Genomic DNA, 15,526 nt, shown 5'->3' with positions numbered 1-15,526 from the left:
GTGAGGATTAGCGCACGTGTCTTGATGGTTTGGGTTGCGGGTTTTGTGGCCTTCGGGCTAAAGCCCGACCTACAAGACCAAGAGTAAGTCGGGTTAGTGGTGTTGCTATTTAAAAGAAACGTGAGGATTAGCGTACGTGTCTTGATGGTCTGGGTTGCGGGTTTTGTGGCCTTCGGGCTAAAGCCCGACCTACAAGACCAAGAGTAGGCCGGGTTGGTGGTGTTACGCGTGGTTTTTCTTCAATGCCATGTAATGCTGGATGCCTTGAATTTGGTCTTCGGCGTGGTGGTTGACGTAGAGCACCGTAGTTGTTTTGCCTTGGCAGATTTTTTCGATCAAGGCGAGTACCAGTTGTCGGTTCATATCGTCGAGACCGAGGCAGGGTTCGTCGAGTATTAACAGGGGCGGGTGTTTGACCATAGCGCGGGCGATGAGCAGTAAGCGTTGGTCGCCGTAGGACAGTTTGTTAAACGGTGAGTCGGCGCGGTCTGTCATGCCCAACAAGGCCAGCCATTGATCGGCGATTTTTTTCTGGTTGTCAGTCGATTTAGAATACATGCCAATGCTGTCGTAAAACCCAGAAATGATGACGTTTCTACAACTGGTGCTGACGCGGTATTCCCACTGCAACGAGGTAGAAACGTAGCCGATGAATTGCTTGATTTGCCAGATGCTTTCGCCGTTGCCTCGCTGAAAGCCAAACACAAAAATATCGTTGCTGTAGCACTGAGGGTGGTCGCCGGTGATCAAGGACAAAACGCCCGTTTTGCCGCTGCCGTTGGGGCCGCTGAGTTGCCAATGTTCCCTAGGTTCAATCGTCCAATCTAATGCATCCACAATGACCGTATCGCCATATTTAATTGTCGCGGCGTTGAGCTTGACCAATGGTTGGTTCGGGTCCAGTGCTGGCAAGGCGTTGCTGGCATCGGCGTCTGGCACGCTAAGGTCAGTGGTTTTGAGGTGCAGCAGTTGATACAGCTCGTTGAACGCTGTGTCGTCTTGCTTGTCGGTAGTCAGTGGTAAAGTGCCTGCGTTCATGTACGCCACATGGGTAATAAAGTCCGGCATTTCATCGAAACGATTAAGCACCAGCACCATGGGCGTGGTGTCAATAATAGACGCCAGATGGGCTTGCAGCATGGCCAGCGTGTTGGCGTCGAGACCATCAAAGGGTTCGTCTAAAATCAGTAAATCCGGTTTGCTGGACAGGGCACGAATCAGCATAACTTTGCGGGTTTCCCCCGTAGACAGTTTGCGAAACGCTCGATCCAGTAAGCCGGTTAAGCCAAATTTTTCCACTAAAGAGCGTGCCAGTGCTGGGTCCGCGCAGTCGTCGAAGATCATTTCTTCCACCGGGGTGCCGAGGGAAATCACGTCCATGATGTCGGCGTCGTCTTTTTTCAGCTCTTTGGCAATGAGTTCCGCTTGCGCTTCAAAGGAGACCAAGCCCACGGATGTCGGTAAGCCGGTGACCTCGCCTTTTTCTAATTTGCCCACGCCTGCCAAGACCGCCGCCAAGGCGGATTTGCCTGAGCCATTGGTGCCGGTGATCACCCAGTGTTGCTGGGGTTCCAGCGTCCAGTTTATATCGGTGAGGGCGAAGCGATCGTCAAAATTCACGGTGAGGTTGTGCAAGCGGATAGCCGAGTCCATGAGGTTTTTTCCTAATCAATAAAATACGAATGAAGGTGACAATAAAAAAACCGAGCATATCGCAAGGATATCTCGGCTTTTGATGTGTCGTTTTTTCTAGCAGAAATTAAACGATTTTCTTCATGTCTGCCATGTGACCACGAAGCACACTACCGATGGCTTCTACTGGGTGAGCGCGAAGCGCCGCGTTCACTTCGATTAGGCGAGCGTTGTCGACGCCATTGTCGTCAGTAGTAAGGCCTTTACCGATCACATCGGTGTGGATGCCTTTCATGAAGTCAGCCAATAGCGGTACACAAGCGTGGTTGTATAGGTAACAACCGTATTCTGCTGTGTCAGAAATGGTGGCGTTCATTTCGTAAAGCTTCTTACGAGCGATGGTGTTGGCGATCAGAGGCGTTTCGTGTAGAGACTCGTAGTATGCAGACTCTGCAACGATACCAGCGGCTGTCATGGTTTCGAACGCCAATTCAACACCGGCTTTGACCATAGCGACCATCAAGATGCCGTTGTCGAAGAATTCTTGCTCAGAAATTTCCACGTCGCCCGCTGGGGTTTTTTCGAAGTTGGTTTCTGCTGTTTCTGCGCGCCAGCCTAGCAGGTTTTTATCGTCGTTCGCCCAGTCTTCCATCATGGTTTGAGAGAAGTGACCGCTGATGATGTCGTCTTGGTGCTTGTTGTACAAAGGACGCATGATGACTTTAAGCTCTTCAGCTAGGTCAAACGCTTTGATTTTTGCAGGGTTAGAAAGACGATCTAGCATGTTGGTCACGCCGCCGTATTTCAAGGCTTCAGTGATGGTTTCCCAACCGAACTGGATCAAGCGAGACGCGTAACCGGCGTCGATGCCTTCTTCTACCATCTTGTCGAAACAAAGGATAGAACCGGTTTGCAACATACCACATAGGATAGTTTGCTCACCCATTAGGTCAGATTTTACTTCGGCAATGAAAGACGACATTAGAACGCCGGCTTTATGACCGCCAGTGCCCACAGCGTAGGCTTTTGCTAGGGCAAGACCTTCGCTTTTAGGGTCGTTGTCTTCGTGAACTGCGATCAGTGTTGGTACACCAAAGCCACGCACGTATTCTGCGCGTACTTCAGAACCTGGGCACTTAGGCGCTACCATGATAACCGTTAGGTCGTTACGGATTTGCATGCCTTCTTCCACGATGTTGAAACCGTGAGAGTAAGATAGGCAAGCGCCTTCTTTCATCAGTGGCATAACCGCTGTGACAACCGGTGTGTGTTGCTTATCGGGCGTTAGGTTCAATACCACGTCGGCCGTTGGGATCAATTCTTCGTAAGTGCCAACAGTAAAGCCGTTTTCAGTGGCGTTTTTCCAAGATTGACGTTTTTCAGCAATGGCTTCTGCACGCAAGGTGTAAGACACATCAAGACCACTGTCGCGTAGGTTCAAGCCTTGGTTAAGACCTTGAGCACCACAACCGATGACAACGATTTTTTTGCCTTTAAGCGCTTCTACGCCATCGGCAAATTCTGCGCTGTCCATGAAACGACATTTTGCCAATTGAGCCAATTGCTCACGTAGCGGTAGGGTATTGAAGTAGTTAGCCATGATAAACACATCCTAATTATATTATTATGAATACAGTATTAACGATTAAGGCACGTCAATATGATAAGTCGATGACAAAAAGCCGCCATCGGCTGCTTTTTGTAAGTGGGCTCACTGTATAGAGAAACCACTCTTTCGTAAATTGATATATTTGCAATATTACGTCCCATATTTTGCAAGAAGGTTTTATCATGGGGCGCTGGTTTATTGGCTTGGGAGAGGTTGTGAACATACGTGTGTTAAAACAGTTTTTGGCGTTGGCAGACACTCTGCATTTTGGCCGTGCCAGTGACGACTGCCACATCAGCATTTCGGCTTTGTCGCGCAATATTCGCCACCTAGAAGACGAGCTAGGGGTGGCTTTGTTTAATCGTGACAACCGCACGGTGGCCTTGACCCAAGAAGGGCAGAAATTCCTCAAATACGCCCGAGACACCAGCCATCAATGGCAGTTGATTCGCCATGAGCTGACGGACAACTCCGACGAATTGAGCGGCGAGATCAGTTTGTACAGCTCGGTCACGGCCAGCTACAGTTTTCTGTATGAGCTGCTGCGCCGTTTTCGGGTGGCGTTCCCCGCGATTGAAATTAAGCTGCGCACGGGCGATCCCGAACACGCCATTGGGCACATTTTGGATGGCAAAGAAGACATCACCATTGCCGCCAGACCCTTGAATTTGCCCCGCGGGGTGGCGTTTAAACAGATTGCCATTTCGCCTTTGTTGTTTATCGCGCCTCTGGAACAGCCCGTTCCTAATGTGCCGAACAAAACCCCGACAAGCCCACAAGAATGGGCGAGCATTCCGATGATCTTGTCAGAAAATGGCGTGTCACGAACCCGGGTGGATGAATGGTTTCGTCAGCACGACATGACGCCACGCATTTATGCGCAAGTCACTGGCAATGAAGCCATTGTGAGCATGGTGAGTTTGGGTTTTGGGATTGGTGTGGTGCCGAAAATCGTGTTGGATAACAGCCCGCTAAAAGACCGCGTTCAGGTGCTAGAGGTTACACCCGAGCTGGAGCCGTATGATATTGGCTTGATTACTTTGAAGAAGAATCTGAAAAACCCGCTTGTAGAGGCGTTTTGGGCCTTAATAAAAGAAGAGACGCGATAACGTCTCTTCTTTCTTTCTATTTCTCTTCTTTTACTTTGATCTGTTCTGTTCGTTTTGCTGTTATTTCCAGCCGCCTTGGTCCATAAGTTTGACTGCTTGGCGGTTGTTTTCGCCCAACACACTCAAAGACACCTGATCGGCTTTGAATTCACCAAACGTGGCTAGGCTTTTTGGTGGCGCTATGCCGTCGACCACGGCGTATTCGTTGTTGACGTTGGCGTACCAGGTTTGGCTTTGCTCATTGGTCAAGAAATCGATCAACTGTTTGGCGTTGCCGGTGTTTTTCGACGACGCTGTGATGCCAATACCACTGACGTTGACGTGCGCGCCGCGTTCGTTTGTCGCTTGGTTTGGCCAGAACATGCCCAGTTTATCAAACACCGCACGGTCTTCGGCTTTGTTGCTCAAACCCAAACGACCAAAGTAGTAGGTGTTGGCCACTGCAATGTCACAAACGCCCGCCGCTGCCGCTTTGATTTGATCGGTGTCGCCGCCCGCAGGTGGACGCGCAAAGTTCGCGACCAAGCCCTTGATCCATTCCAATGTTTTCGCTTCACCGTGGGCATCGATCATAGACGCCACAAGGGATTGATTGTAAATGTTGCTGGAAGAGCGAATGCAAATTTGGCCTTTCCATTTCGGGTCTGCTAGGTCTTCGTAGCTAGACAGGTCGGCGGCTTTGACGTTTTCTGGGTTGTAGAAAATCACACGAGCACGCTGAGACAAACCGTACCAGTAACCTTCGCGGTCTTTTAGGTGATCAGGCACCACCTTGTTTAACTGCGCGGTTTCAAATGGTTGCAACACACCGGCTTCTTTTGCACGGAACAAACGACCCGCATCCACAGTGATAAACACATCCGCTGGGCTGGCATCGCCTTCCGACTGCAAACGGCTCAACAACGCATCGGCGCTGCCGGTGATCAAATTCACCTTAACGTCATTTTCCTTGGAAAACGCATCCAACAAAGGTGCAATCAAAGCCTCGCTACGAGCCGAATACACATTCACCTCACCCGCGGCATTCGCCGACATACTGGTAAGCGCAAGCAAAGAAGACGAGCCGACAAGGGCAACAAGAGCAGAGGTACGTTTCATAATTCGTTTCCTATTAGTCGTAAAAATAAACCTGATGCATGGCTTAAAACGCAAATGCATCATCGTGATCGCATGAATAGACAAACACTAATAGAAATCGTTCCCGTTAACATCTAAATTTTTAAATAAAATTTAAGATTTATTGGGCAGGCTCTTGTAGGTCGGGCTTTAGCCCGAATACCACGGATCATGCAGCTCAGGTCATCGAGACACGTGCGCTAGTCGTCACGTTTCTTTTTAATAGCGCTACCACCATGTATATAAAATCTTCGGTTATTGGCCTAAAGGCACGACCTACAAGACCTGATCTGTACAGGGTATTTGTTTTGTAGGTCGGGCTTTAGCCCGAAGGCCACGAAACCAGCGACTCAGGTAATCAAGACACATGCGCTAATCGTCACGTTTCTTTTTAATAGCAGCATTACCTCACATATTAAATTTTCGGTTATCGGCCTAAAGGCGCGACCTACAAGACCTGACCTGTGTTTATGTAGGTCGGGCTTTAGCCCGAATGCCACGAAACCAGCAACTCAGGTGATCAAGACACGTGTGCTAATCGTCACGTTTCTTTTTAATAGCAGCATTACCTCGCATATTAAATCTTCGGTTATCGGCCTAAAGGCGCGACCTACAAGACCTGGTTCGTACGATGTTCTGACCTTTGTAGGTCGGGCTTTAGCCCGAATGCCACGGATAATGCGGCTCTGGAGGACAAGACACGTTCGTTATGCCGATTATTTAATAACCTTTTATTGAAATAATCATTCTGCTGTTTTTCAATTGGGTGCTTAGTAAAAGTTTAAAACTCTATAAAAGGACTTGTTTATGTCATGGATTGACTTAAAAAAAGGACGATATTCACAACTAGGGGCTGAATATTTTATTACGTTTAATACTCAGGGGCGTTTTCCATTTTTTAACGACCATCATCTAGCGCATATTTTTTGCCAGCAAATTAGTTTGAACGAGCAACACTGTAACTGCCAATGGCTAGCGTGGGTGCTGATGCCCGATCATTTTCATGGGCTAGTTGTTTTAGAGTCTGAAGTCATGAGCTTGTCTAATGTCGTTGGTGCTTTGAAAGGGGCAAGCGCTTATAGGTTAAATGATTACACTGGTTATCGTAGAAAGATATGGCAAAACTCGTTTTACGATAGGGCTCTGCGTGCAGATGAAGATAGGCTTAATATCGCAAGGTATATTGTTGCAAACCCGCTTCGAAAAGGCTTAGTTCGTAGTGTAAAAAACTATCCTTTTTGGAACTCTGTTTATCTTTGATTTTAACGTTTTGCAGGAAGATCGATTCATCAGTTATCGGCCTAAAGGCACGACCTACAAGACCTGGTTTGTACGATGTTCTGACCTTTGTAGGTCGGGCTTTAGCCCGAAGGCCACGAATCATGCTGTTCAGGAGGTCAAGACACGTGTGCTAATCGTCACGTTTCTTTTTAATAGCGACATCACCATGTATATAAAATCTTCGGTTATCGGCCTAAAGGCACGACCTACACGACCTGATCTGTGTTTATGTAGGTCGGGCTTTAGCCCGAATGCCACGAAACCAGTAACTCAGGTGATCAAAACACGTGTGCTAATCATCACGTTTCTTTTTAATAGAGACATCACCACGTATATAAAATCTTCGGTTATCGGCCTAAAGGCACGACCTACAATACCTGACCTGTGTTCATGTAGGTCGGGCTTTAGCCCGAGGGCCACGAAACCAGCAACTCAGGTGATCAAGACACCTGTGCTAACCGTCACGTTTCTTTTTAATAGCAGCATCACCTCACATATTAAATCTTCAGTTATCGGCCTAAAGGCACGACCTACACGACCTGATCTGTGTTTATGTAGGTCGGGCTTTAGCCCGAATGCCACGAATCCAGCAACTCCGGTGATCAAGACACGTGCGCTAATCGTCACGTTTCTTTTTAATATAGGCATCACCACGTATATAAAATCTTCGGTTATCGGCCTAAAGGCGCGACCTACGATACCTGACCTGTATTTATGTAGGTCGGGCTTTAGCCCGAATGCCACGAAACCAGTAACTCAGATGATCAAGACACGTGCGCTAATCGTCACGTTTCTTTCTAATAGCAGCATTACCTCGCATATTAAATCTTCGGTTATCGGCCTAAAGGCACGACCTACACGACCTGATCTGTGTTTATGTAGGTCGGGCTTTAGCCCGAATGCCACGAAACCAGTAACTCAGGTGATCAAGACACGTGTGCTAATCGTCACGTTTCCTTTTTAATAGAAGCATCACCACGTATATAAAATCTTCGGTTATCGGCCTAAAGGCGCGACCTACAAGACCTGGTTCGTATGGTGTTCTTGTTTATGTAGGTCGGGCTTTAGCCCGAATGCCACGAAACCAGTAACTCAGATGATCAAGACACGTGCGCTAATCGTCACGTTTCTTTCTAATAGCAGCATTACCTCGCATATTAAATCTTCGGTTATCGGCCTAAAGGCACGACCTACACGACCTGATCTGTGTTTATGTAGGTCGGGCTTTAGCCCGAATGCCACGAATCCAGCAACTCCGGTGATCAAGACACGTGCACTAATCGTCACGTTTCTTTTTAATAGCAGCATCACCACGTATATAAAAACTTCAGTTATCGGCCTAAAGGCACGACCTACAAAATCTGACCTGTGTTTATGTAGGTCGGGCTTTAGCCCGAATGCCACGAAACCAGCAACTCAGGTGATCAAGACACCTGTGCTAACCGTCACGTTTCTTTTTAATAGCAGCATCACCTCACATATTAAATCTTCGGTTATCGGCCTAAAGGCGCGACCTACAAGGTCTTAGATTATTCAAACACGGGGCGGACGCAGTTGCGGCCGTCGGCTTTGGCTTCGTAGAGGGCTTTGTCGACCATGTCTAGGGTGTTTTCCAGTTCGATGGCGGGGTTGATTTCTATGACGCCAATGGAGAAGGTGATGTGGATGTCTTGTTGTTTGATGGTGAAGAGGTGGGTTGCCATGTTTTTGCAGAGACTTTCGGCAAAGGGGTAGGCGGTGTGGATGTCGGTGTCGCGCATGAGTAGGTAAAACTCTTCGCCGCCAACACGGTACACGCTGTCGGTGTCGCGCAGTTGGTTTTGTAGCCATTCAGAGATGAGCTGTAGGGCTTGGTCGCCGCCGCCGTGGCCAAAGCGGTCGTTGATGTGTTTGAAGAAGTCGATGTCCAGTGTCATCAAACTGAGTTTGCGTACGGAGCTTTCAAGCTGGTCGAATTCCCTGTGGATCACCTGGTTAAAAGCGCGGCGGTTTTCGAAGCCGGTTAAGGGGTCGGTGTGAGAGGATTTGTCAAGCTGGCGAATCAGTTGGTTGCGCTCGGTAATGTCGAGCATCACGCCTACCTGGCCAATGGCTTTGCCGTCGTGTGAGGTGAAGACGGCTTTATTGAATTCGATTTCATGGAGGGAGCCGTCGGCGAATTTGACGTCCGCTTCGTAGCGCTGGGTGCCGCCTTCTGCTAGTAGCTGGTTGTCGGCGTGGTAGTATTTGTCCGCCAGCTCTTTTGGAGCGATGTCGTAAACTGAGTGTCCGACGATGTTGTCCCGCTCAAAGCCAATGGAATCGCAAAACGCCACATTACAGCCACGGTAAATGTGCAGGTGGTCTTTGAAGAAGATCGGTGTGGGGATGGCGTCTATGATGACTTGCAATACGCTGTCTTCGGTACGCTCGGCGTGGTTTAAGGCAAAACGTGACAGTTCCGACACCAGCCAGCTGATGAGGTTGTCGTCGTGGCGGGCAAAGCAGTTGGTCGCGCCGCGTTCTATCCAGGCCACGCTGGCAGGCAGGCGCCAGTTGTCGAGTATGACAACGGCTTTGCGGGAAGCCAGGAGTGGCCAGTCGGTTTGTTGTAAATCCTGTTCGGCGACGAGCAAGATCGATGACACGGGGGATTGTTGAATTTCGTCAATGACTTGCCACTGTACTTTTTTATTGAATGCGCTCAGCTGGCGGTTCACAGGCTGGGTCCAGTCAGTCAATAAGGGGGAAAAATACAGGGTCGAAGGCGTCATTGTTACTCGTTTTTGTCTAGTGGTTGTCTATTTATGAGCTCTATTTTTTGGTCTGTCGCTAAGTATTGTCTAATATAGGCCCTAAATACTACGCGAAGTTCATCTATTTGCGGGGCTTATTTCACCTCTTATGATGAATATCAAAGGAAAACCGGCGCGAACAGTAGGTTGACGACAAACATTCTTATTTTGCTGTTTCCTTGTCTGCTAAAAAAGCGACAATAGCCGCTTCTTTCCCCTTTTTATCTGCGCAGGTGGTTATGTTAACTAGGTCGTCTTCTGAACCTATGGTGTCTCGTCGGGTTCAATACTTGCGTGTATTCGTATTGGGCTTCAGTGCCTTTATTTTTAACACCACGGAATTTGTACCGGTGGGGCTTTTGTCTGACATTGCCCTGAGCTTTGAGATGACCCCCGCCCAAGTTGGGTGGATGCTGACGATTTACGCCTGGATTGTCGCCTTGATGTCCTTACCGATGATGTTGCTCACGCGGAAAATAGAGCGCAAAACCCTGCTGTTGGCCTTGTTTGTGTTGTTCATTGGCAGCCATGTGTTAACCGCGGTGGCGTGGAATTTCAACGTCTTGCTGATCAGTCGTGTGGGGGTGGCGTTTGCCCATGCGGTGTTTTGGTCGATTACCGCTTCGATCGCCATTCGTGTGGCGCCGCAGGGCAAAGAGACCTTTGCTTTGAGTGTGTTGGCGACAGGCACTGGCTTGGCCATGGTGTTGGGTGTGCCAGCAGGGCGTTTGGTCGGCCAATGGTTTGATTGGCGCACCACCTTTGCCTTAATCGGCGTGATCGCTTTTGTCATTATGTTGGTGATGTATCGTTTATTGCCGAGCTTGCCCAGTTTGTTTTCCGGCTCTTTGAACAAGGTGACGGCAGTACTTGGCAATCGTATGCTGCTGGCCATGTACACCTTTATTTTTCTGGTGTTTTCTGCCCATTACACGGCTTACAGTTACATCGAGCCGTTTTTGCAGGAAATCGGCACAGAAAGCGGCGGTTTTACCACCTTGTTGCTCTTGTTGTTTGGCGCGGCGGGCATTATCGGCAGTGTGCTGTTTGGCTATTTTGGTGATCGTGCGGGTGGGGTGATTTTGTTCGTCGGCAGCATCGCCATGTCTTTATGTATGGGCAGTATCTACTTTTTGTTATGGAGCGAAATCGGTCTGCTGGTGTGTGTTTGCCTGTGGGGCGCGTCTTTAATGATGATCAGCTTGGGCATGCAGGTGCGGGTGCTGAGCCTGGACAAAAGCGCGTCGGACATCATTATGTCCTTGTATTCCGGCATTATTAATTTGGGGATTGGCACAGGGGCCTTGGTGGGTGGTCAGGTAATTCAAGTGGCCGGCTTGGCCAATGTGGGCTTCGCCGGCGCGGTACTTGGGGTGCTTGCTATCTTGGTGCTGATACGCTTAAAACTGCCCAATCGAGTGAGCTAACGGCGACTTAAAGTACGTTCAGTACGCTGTCCATCGCCAAGCGAGATTTCGGCAGTGCGGCGTTGTAGTCTTCTGCGGCGTCGTTGTAACCCATGGCAAGAGCCACATCGCATTGGTAACCTTCTAATTCTGGGAACAATTCACTGATCAATTCGTGGTCAATGCCTTCCATTGGGGTAGAAGCAATGTTCAAACGTGCCAAGGCGCTCATGGTATTGCCAAGGGCAATATAGGTTTGAGCTTTTGTCCACGCGGCGTTGTTGCCGGCGTCATCTGTGTTCATGTCAACAAAGGCGAACGCGCCAAAGGCTTGTTCTTTGTTTTCTGCTGGTGTGCGACCGATGGCGATGTCGGTGTCGATGACTTTCTCGTAATCGGCACGGCTGTAGTGGGTTTTGTGCGCAAACAAAATAGTGTGTGACGCGGCTTTGGCGTGCTTTTGGTTGAACTGGAACTTGTTGGCAAAGGTATCGTGAAAGCGTTGTTTGGCTTCGTTGCTTTCGATTACCAAGATTTTCCACGGCTGTGAATTAATAGAAGACGGAGACAAACGAATGGCTTCGTAGATGACTTCTAAGTCTGCCGCGGAAATGCGTTTGGTTGCGTCGTAGTGCTTTACGGTGTGGCGGTTGTTCAAGTCGGTAATGATGGGATGTGACATGATTTTCTCCAAAAATGAGGGCTGTCTAAAAGAATGACGCCATAGTAACCACTCGTCCTGTTTGAAAAAATAGGTTTTGTATTGAATTATTATCAAATATTCATTGATAATGAAGCGGTTATTTTCTGCTGAATGGGGATGAAAAGTGCAAATAGACGACTTGCGAGTAATACTCAAGGTGGCGGAATTTCGCAGTATTACCGCGGCAGCGACTCACTTGGACATGCAGGTGGCCACGGCCAGCGCGGCGGTGAAGCGTATCGAAGCGGCGTTAGGGGTGGAGTTGTTTGTGCGCACCACGCGGCATTTGCGGCTCTCGACCGCGGGTGAGCGTTACCTGCCTCAGTGTTCGGCGGCGCTGTCCATGCTGGATCAGGCCAAGCAGACTATCCATAACGATTTAGACATCATTCGCGGCGAAATTCGCTTAGCGGTGTCGTCGGATTTAGGCCGCAATATCGCTATTCCCTGGGTCAACGAATTTATGACCGAGTACCCGAATGTTACCTTGCGGGCACACATTAGCGACAGTAATGTGGACTTTTATCGGGATGCCCTCGACATGGCGTTGCGCTACGGCGCGCCGGCGGATTCCAATCTGTACGGGTTTAAAATCTGCAATGTGCCAAGGCTTTTAGTAGCCAGCCCCGAATACCTCGCCAAGCACGGCACGCCACAACAACCCAAAGATTTATTGCAGCATCAGTGTTTGTTTTATCAGCTGCAGAATATTCTCAATGATACCTGGTACTTTTCTAAAGCCAGTGTGATGGACAAGGTCAAGCCCAAAGCCTATTGCGCGGCCAACGATGGGGATTTGGTGCGACGCTGGTGTGTCGATGGTAAAGGCGTGGCGATTAAATCTTCCTTAGACATTGCCAATGATCTTTTGGCGGGGCGTTTAGTACCCTTAATGCCGGATTACCACATTGCCCAAGGGGAGCTTTGGTTGATCAGCCCCAGCCGACAATCCATAACGCCCACCATGCGCTTATTGCGAGACAGATTTCGGGATCGTACGCGGGGTTTACTGGAACAGCTGGTGGCGAAAGGCTTGGTGCCAGCCAGTGCGCTAAACGACGAGAACAAAGAAACGACTAAATAAAGTACTGAAACAAGACAGTACTAGAAAAAGACAGTACGGCCTTTGTCCTCGTCTTATGAAAACAGCATGCGCTTATTTTGCAAACAACTGGCTCATGTCTTTAAAGGCTTTGAACTCTAGGGCGTTGCCACAAGGGTCGAGGAAAAACATGGTCGCCTGTTCGCCTACCTGGCCTTGAAAACGAATGTAAGGCTCGATGATAAAGTTGGTGCCTTCGGCTTTTAGTCGCTCGGCCAATGCTTCCCATTGTTCCCAGGTGAGCACCACGCCAAAATGCGGCACAGGCACATCGTGACCATCGACAGGATTGGTCGAAGCGTTTTCTTGGGTCGGTGTTTTGGGGTGATAATGAATTACTAACTGATGGCCAAAGAAGTTGAAATCGACCCAGGTTTCTGCCGAGCGACCTTCTTCTAAGCCAAACACATCGCGATAAAAAGCCCGCGCTAATGGAACGTCATATACCGGAATTGCCAGATGAAAGGGTTGCAAGCTCATAGTCTTCTCCTAAAAATAAAACGGTTTTCCAACATAAAGCATTCTTGCCAAATAAAAAAGCAGAGACGTGTTCGGCTCTGCTTTTGTTAGTTTAACACTGATGATTCGTTTATCTGTGATTAACGATTTTTCAAGTAGTTCAACATGGTGTCGGCGTCGGACACTTCAAACGGGTCGCTTGGTGCGTTGTCTTGGTAGCCCGCTTCAGAGAACATCTTGGTGATTTCGCCATTCTCAACGAACATGGCATAGCGCCAGCTGCGCATGCCGAAGCCTAGGTTGTCTTTTTTCACTAACATGCCCATTTGGCGAGTGAAGTCACCGTTGCCGTCTGGTAGTAGGAAGACGTTTTTCGCGTTTTGGCTTTTGCCCCACTGGTACATAACGAACGCATCGTTGACCGACACACAGATAACAGCGTCGACGCCTTGGGCTTTGAATTCGTCGTACAATTCTTCAAAGCGTGGTAGGTGAGACGTTGAGCAAGTAGGTGTGAAAGCGCCTGGCAATGAGAAAACCACGACTTTTTTGTTATCGAACAAGTCGGCTGTGGTGACGTCTTTCCATTCGAATGGGTTTGGGCCACCGAGTTCTTCGTTACGAACGCGGGTTTTGAACAGAACATTTGGGACGATGGTTGTCATGGAGGTTTAGATTCCTTGTGAGTGAAAATAATGTGTGTAAAAACAAATGTGTGTAAAAACAACAAGTGAATATGGTATGCCTTTTTAGCGTTTTACAAAACCTTGTTTTTGTAAAAACTCGAGCATGTGTTCGCGTTTCTTCTTCTGCACTGCCGCGGCGGTTTGTTCTGACCAGTTGCTCATTTTTTGATTGCCAGAACGGCTTTGGTAATAGGCCTGCATTTGTGCGTCGTAGGCTTGTACATCGCTGGCACAACGGCTGCTGTCGTAGCTGTCTTTGTGCAAAATGACGTCCACAGGCAAGCGCGGTTTTAAGTCTGGTTCGGCGTCTGGGTAGCCAAGGCATAGGCCAAATATTGGGTAAACGTGTTTCGGCAAGTTGAGCAATTCTGCTACTTGGGCTGGGTCGTTACGAATGCCGCCAATGAAGACCGCGCCAAGGCCAACGGATTCTGCGCCCAGCATTAGGTTTTGGGCAAAGAAGGTGGCGTCTGTGGTGGCGGCAATAAAGTGCTCGGCGTTGCCTTCTAGCTCGCCCAACCCTTGTTCAATACTGCAATATTCCACGCGAGTGAGGTCGGCACAAATCACCAAGAACTCGGGCGCCGCTTCGACCCATTTTTGGCCGCCAGCAAGCGTCGCGATTTTGCTGCGATTTTCTGGCAAGGTCACCTGTACCAAAGAATAGGCTTGGATAAAACTGGATGACGCGGCCCCTTGTGCTGCTTGAATTAGTTGCTTGAGCAGGTCGGCGTCTATGGCTTGATCGGTGTATTTACGAATGGATTTATGAGTACTTTGTGCCTGAAGAATCGGGTTCATGAGTCAGTCTCTAATAAATAAAGGTGTTTAAATATTAGAGACTTACTCATGAGTGGTCAAAGGTCTCTTGTGTGCTTTGTCTGCATTAATGATATTGCTTGCTGGCGACTTCGCCCCACAGGTCTTCGATGCGGTCGTCACGGCCACAGCTTAGGCGGTAATAGCCGTAGCGAATTGGGTTTTTGGTGTAATAGCTTTGATGATAATCCTCGGCGGCGTAGAAGGTTTTGGCGGGCAGAATCTCGGTGACTATGTCGGCATTGAAGGGTTTATTGGCGTTTAGCTCGGCAAGGGAGGCGTCAAATACGGCTTTTTGTTCGGCGTCTTGATAGAAAAGAGCGGTTTTGTAAGGCGCGCCCTTGTCACAAAATTGACCGCGTGGGTCGGTTGGGTCGATGGTTTTCCAAAAGTAATCGGTGAGCGTTTTGAGCGATACGATGTCGTCGTCAAAATGAATTTCCACCACTTCAAAATGCCCCGTATTGCCTTTCGAAACTTGCTTGTAAGTGGGGTTGTCTAGGTGACCACCAGAGTAACCAGAGATCACCTCGCTGACGCCTTCGACCGGCTCGAAATCCGATTCCACACACCAAAAGCAACCGCCGGCGACCATAAGCGTCTGCGGCGCGGCGCTCGCCACATTACTAAGCGAAGCGGTGCCCGCCAGTAACAATAATCCAAGAGAGGGTTTTAATATAAAATGCATTTTCATGTTACTGTCCTTTTAAAGTCGGCAAAGTGTAAGAAGCTAGTTGTGTGGTACGTCATAGACACACTAAACGATAAACAGATCATACGATGTCATGTTATGACGTAGGGTGTCGCGACTTTCTTACAAGAGGGTGTGA

The 15,526-nt window shown here is 48.9% G+C and carries 13 protein-coding genes; 4 read left to right on the top strand and 9 right to left on the bottom strand.

All coding sequences use genetic code 11. The features are described from left to right. Nucleotides 1-222: 222 nt before the first annotated feature. Both modF and ilvC read right to left on the bottom strand, forming a co-directional pair. On the bottom strand, nt 223-1,653 hold the full coding sequence (gene modF, locus J9B83_RS09435; protein WP_211536502.1) for a molybdate ABC transporter ATP-binding protein ModF: 1,431 nt from the start codon (nt 1,651-1,653) through the stop codon (nt 223-225). Between the two features lie 106 nt (nt 1,654-1,759). Then, nucleotides 1,760-3,232 carry a ketol-acid reductoisomerase gene (ilvC, locus tag J9B83_RS09430; RefSeq protein ID WP_211536501.1) on the bottom strand — a complete coding sequence of 491 codons (1,473 nt, stop codon included), beginning with the start codon at nt 3,230-3,232 and terminating at the stop codon, nt 1,760-1,762. Between the two features lie 224 nt (nt 3,233-3,456). Between ilvC and ilvY the strand changes: the two genes are divergently transcribed. Then, nucleotides 3,457-4,350, top strand: a complete 894-nt coding sequence (gene ilvY / locus J9B83_RS09425; protein ID WP_211536510.1) for an HTH-type transcriptional activator IlvY — start codon at nt 3,457-3,459, stop codon at nt 4,348-4,350. 60 nt (nt 4,351-4,410) lie between these two features. On the opposite strand, the gene J9B83_RS09420 is transcribed toward ilvY, so the two are convergent. After that, nucleotides 4,411-5,448: a Fe(3+) ABC transporter substrate-binding protein gene (locus J9B83_RS09420; protein WP_211536500.1), complete on the bottom strand. Its 1,038-nt coding sequence runs from the start codon at nt 5,446-5,448 to the stop codon at nt 4,411-4,413. A gap of 825 nt (nt 5,449-6,273) precedes the next feature. On the opposite strand from J9B83_RS09420, the gene J9B83_RS09415 reads away from it, so the two are divergent. Beyond that, the gene (locus J9B83_RS09415; RefSeq protein WP_211536499.1) at nt 6,274-6,726 is read left to right on the top strand and encodes an REP-associated tyrosine transposase; all 453 of its coding nucleotides are present in this window, start codon (nt 6,274-6,276) and stop codon (nt 6,724-6,726) included. A 1,550-nt stretch (nt 6,727-8,276) separates the two neighbouring features. Here J9B83_RS09415 and J9B83_RS09410 read toward each other — a convergent pair. Beyond that, entirely contained in the window at nt 8,277-9,500 is a 1,224-nt protein-coding gene (locus tag J9B83_RS09410; protein WP_211536498.1) for a GGDEF domain-containing protein, read from the bottom strand. A gap of 260 nt (nt 9,501-9,760) precedes the next feature. Between J9B83_RS09410 and J9B83_RS09405 the strand changes: the two genes are divergently transcribed. Beyond that, nucleotides 9,761-10,948 carry a sugar transporter gene (locus J9B83_RS09405; RefSeq protein WP_211536497.1) on the top strand — a complete coding sequence of 396 codons (1,188 nt, stop codon included), beginning with the start codon at nt 9,761-9,763 and terminating at the stop codon, nt 10,946-10,948. Between the two features lie 7 nt (nt 10,949-10,955). On the opposite strand, the gene J9B83_RS09400 is transcribed toward J9B83_RS09405, so the two are convergent. Next, the gene (locus J9B83_RS09400; RefSeq protein WP_211536496.1) at nt 10,956-11,609 is read right to left on the bottom strand and encodes a nitroreductase family protein; all 654 of its coding nucleotides are present in this window, start codon (nt 11,607-11,609) and stop codon (nt 10,956-10,958) included. A gap of 145 nt (nt 11,610-11,754) precedes the next feature. Between J9B83_RS09400 and J9B83_RS09395 the strand changes: the two genes are divergently transcribed. Further along, entirely contained in the window at nt 11,755-12,714 is a 960-nt protein-coding gene (locus J9B83_RS09395; RefSeq protein ID WP_211536495.1) for a LysR family transcriptional regulator, read from the top strand. 72 nt (nt 12,715-12,786) lie between these two features. On the opposite strand, the gene J9B83_RS09390 is transcribed toward J9B83_RS09395, so the two are convergent. The 4 genes from J9B83_RS09390 to msrA all read right to left on the bottom strand — a co-directional run bounded on the left by J9B83_RS09390 (nt 12,787) and on the right by msrA (nt 15,390). Continuing rightward, nucleotides 12,787-13,212, bottom strand: coding sequence for a VOC family protein (locus J9B83_RS09390; RefSeq protein WP_211536494.1), 426 nt, complete (start codon nt 13,210-13,212; stop codon nt 12,787-12,789). Between the two features lie 119 nt (nt 13,213-13,331). Next, nucleotides 13,332-13,856: a peroxiredoxin gene (locus tag J9B83_RS09385; RefSeq protein ID WP_211536493.1), complete on the bottom strand. Its 525-nt coding sequence runs from the start codon at nt 13,854-13,856 to the stop codon at nt 13,332-13,334. Nucleotides 13,857-13,940: 84 nt separating this feature from the next. Continuing rightward, nucleotides 13,941-14,678, bottom strand: coding sequence for an oxygen-insensitive NADPH nitroreductase (gene nfsA, locus J9B83_RS09380; protein WP_211536492.1), 738 nt, complete (start codon nt 14,676-14,678; stop codon nt 13,941-13,943). 85 nt (nt 14,679-14,763) lie between these two features. Then, nucleotides 14,764-15,390: a peptide-methionine (S)-S-oxide reductase MsrA gene (gene msrA / locus J9B83_RS09375; protein WP_211536491.1), complete on the bottom strand. Its 627-nt coding sequence runs from the start codon at nt 15,388-15,390 to the stop codon at nt 14,764-14,766. Nucleotides 15,391-15,526 lie beyond the last annotated feature (136 nt).

The organism is Marinomonas vulgaris, assembly GCF_018145875.1.
Lineage (GTDB): Bacteria > Pseudomonadota > Gammaproteobacteria > Pseudomonadales > Marinomonadaceae > Marinomonas > Marinomonas vulgaris.
The sequence above is the reverse complement of the archived record's forward strand: the minus strand, read 5'-3'. Positions and strand labels throughout refer to the sequence as shown.

Excerpts from the sequence above, each read along its gene's own strand:
- nfsA (WP_211536492.1), bottom strand. The coding sequence starts at position 14,678 with ATGAACCCGATTCTTCAGGCACAAAGTACTCATAAATCCATTCGTAAA.
- J9B83_RS09400 (WP_211536496.1), bottom strand. The coding sequence starts at position 11,609 with ATGTCACATCCCATCATTACCGACTTGAACAACCGCCACACCGTAAAG.
- J9B83_RS09415 (WP_211536499.1), top strand. The coding sequence starts at position 6,274 with ATGTCATGGATTGACTTAAAAAAAGGACGATATTCACAACTAGGGGCT.
- ilvC (WP_211536501.1), bottom strand. The coding sequence starts at position 3,232 with ATGGCTAACTACTTCAATACCCTACCGCTACGTGAGCAATTGGCTCAA.
- modF (WP_211536502.1), bottom strand. The coding sequence starts at position 1,653 with ATGGACTCGGCTATCCGCTTGCACAACCTCACCGTGAATTTTGACGAT.
- J9B83_RS09410 (WP_211536498.1), bottom strand. The coding sequence starts at position 9,500 with ATGACGCCTTCGACCCTGTATTTTTCCCCCTTATTGACTGACTGGACC.
- J9B83_RS09390 (WP_211536494.1), bottom strand. The coding sequence starts at position 13,212 with ATGAGCTTGCAACCCTTTCATCTGGCAATTCCGGTATATGACGTTCCA.
- J9B83_RS09405 (WP_211536497.1), top strand. The coding sequence starts at position 9,761 with ATGTTAACTAGGTCGTCTTCTGAACCTATGGTGTCTCGTCGGGTTCAA.
- msrA (WP_211536491.1), bottom strand. The coding sequence starts at position 15,390 with ATGAAAATGCATTTTATATTAAAACCCTCTCTTGGATTATTGTTACTG.
- J9B83_RS09385 (WP_211536493.1), bottom strand. The coding sequence starts at position 13,856 with ATGACAACCATCGTCCCAAATGTTCTGTTCAAAACCCGCGTTCGTAAC.
- J9B83_RS09420 (WP_211536500.1), bottom strand. The coding sequence starts at position 5,448 with ATGAAACGTACCTCTGCTCTTGTTGCCCTTGTCGGCTCGTCTTCTTTG.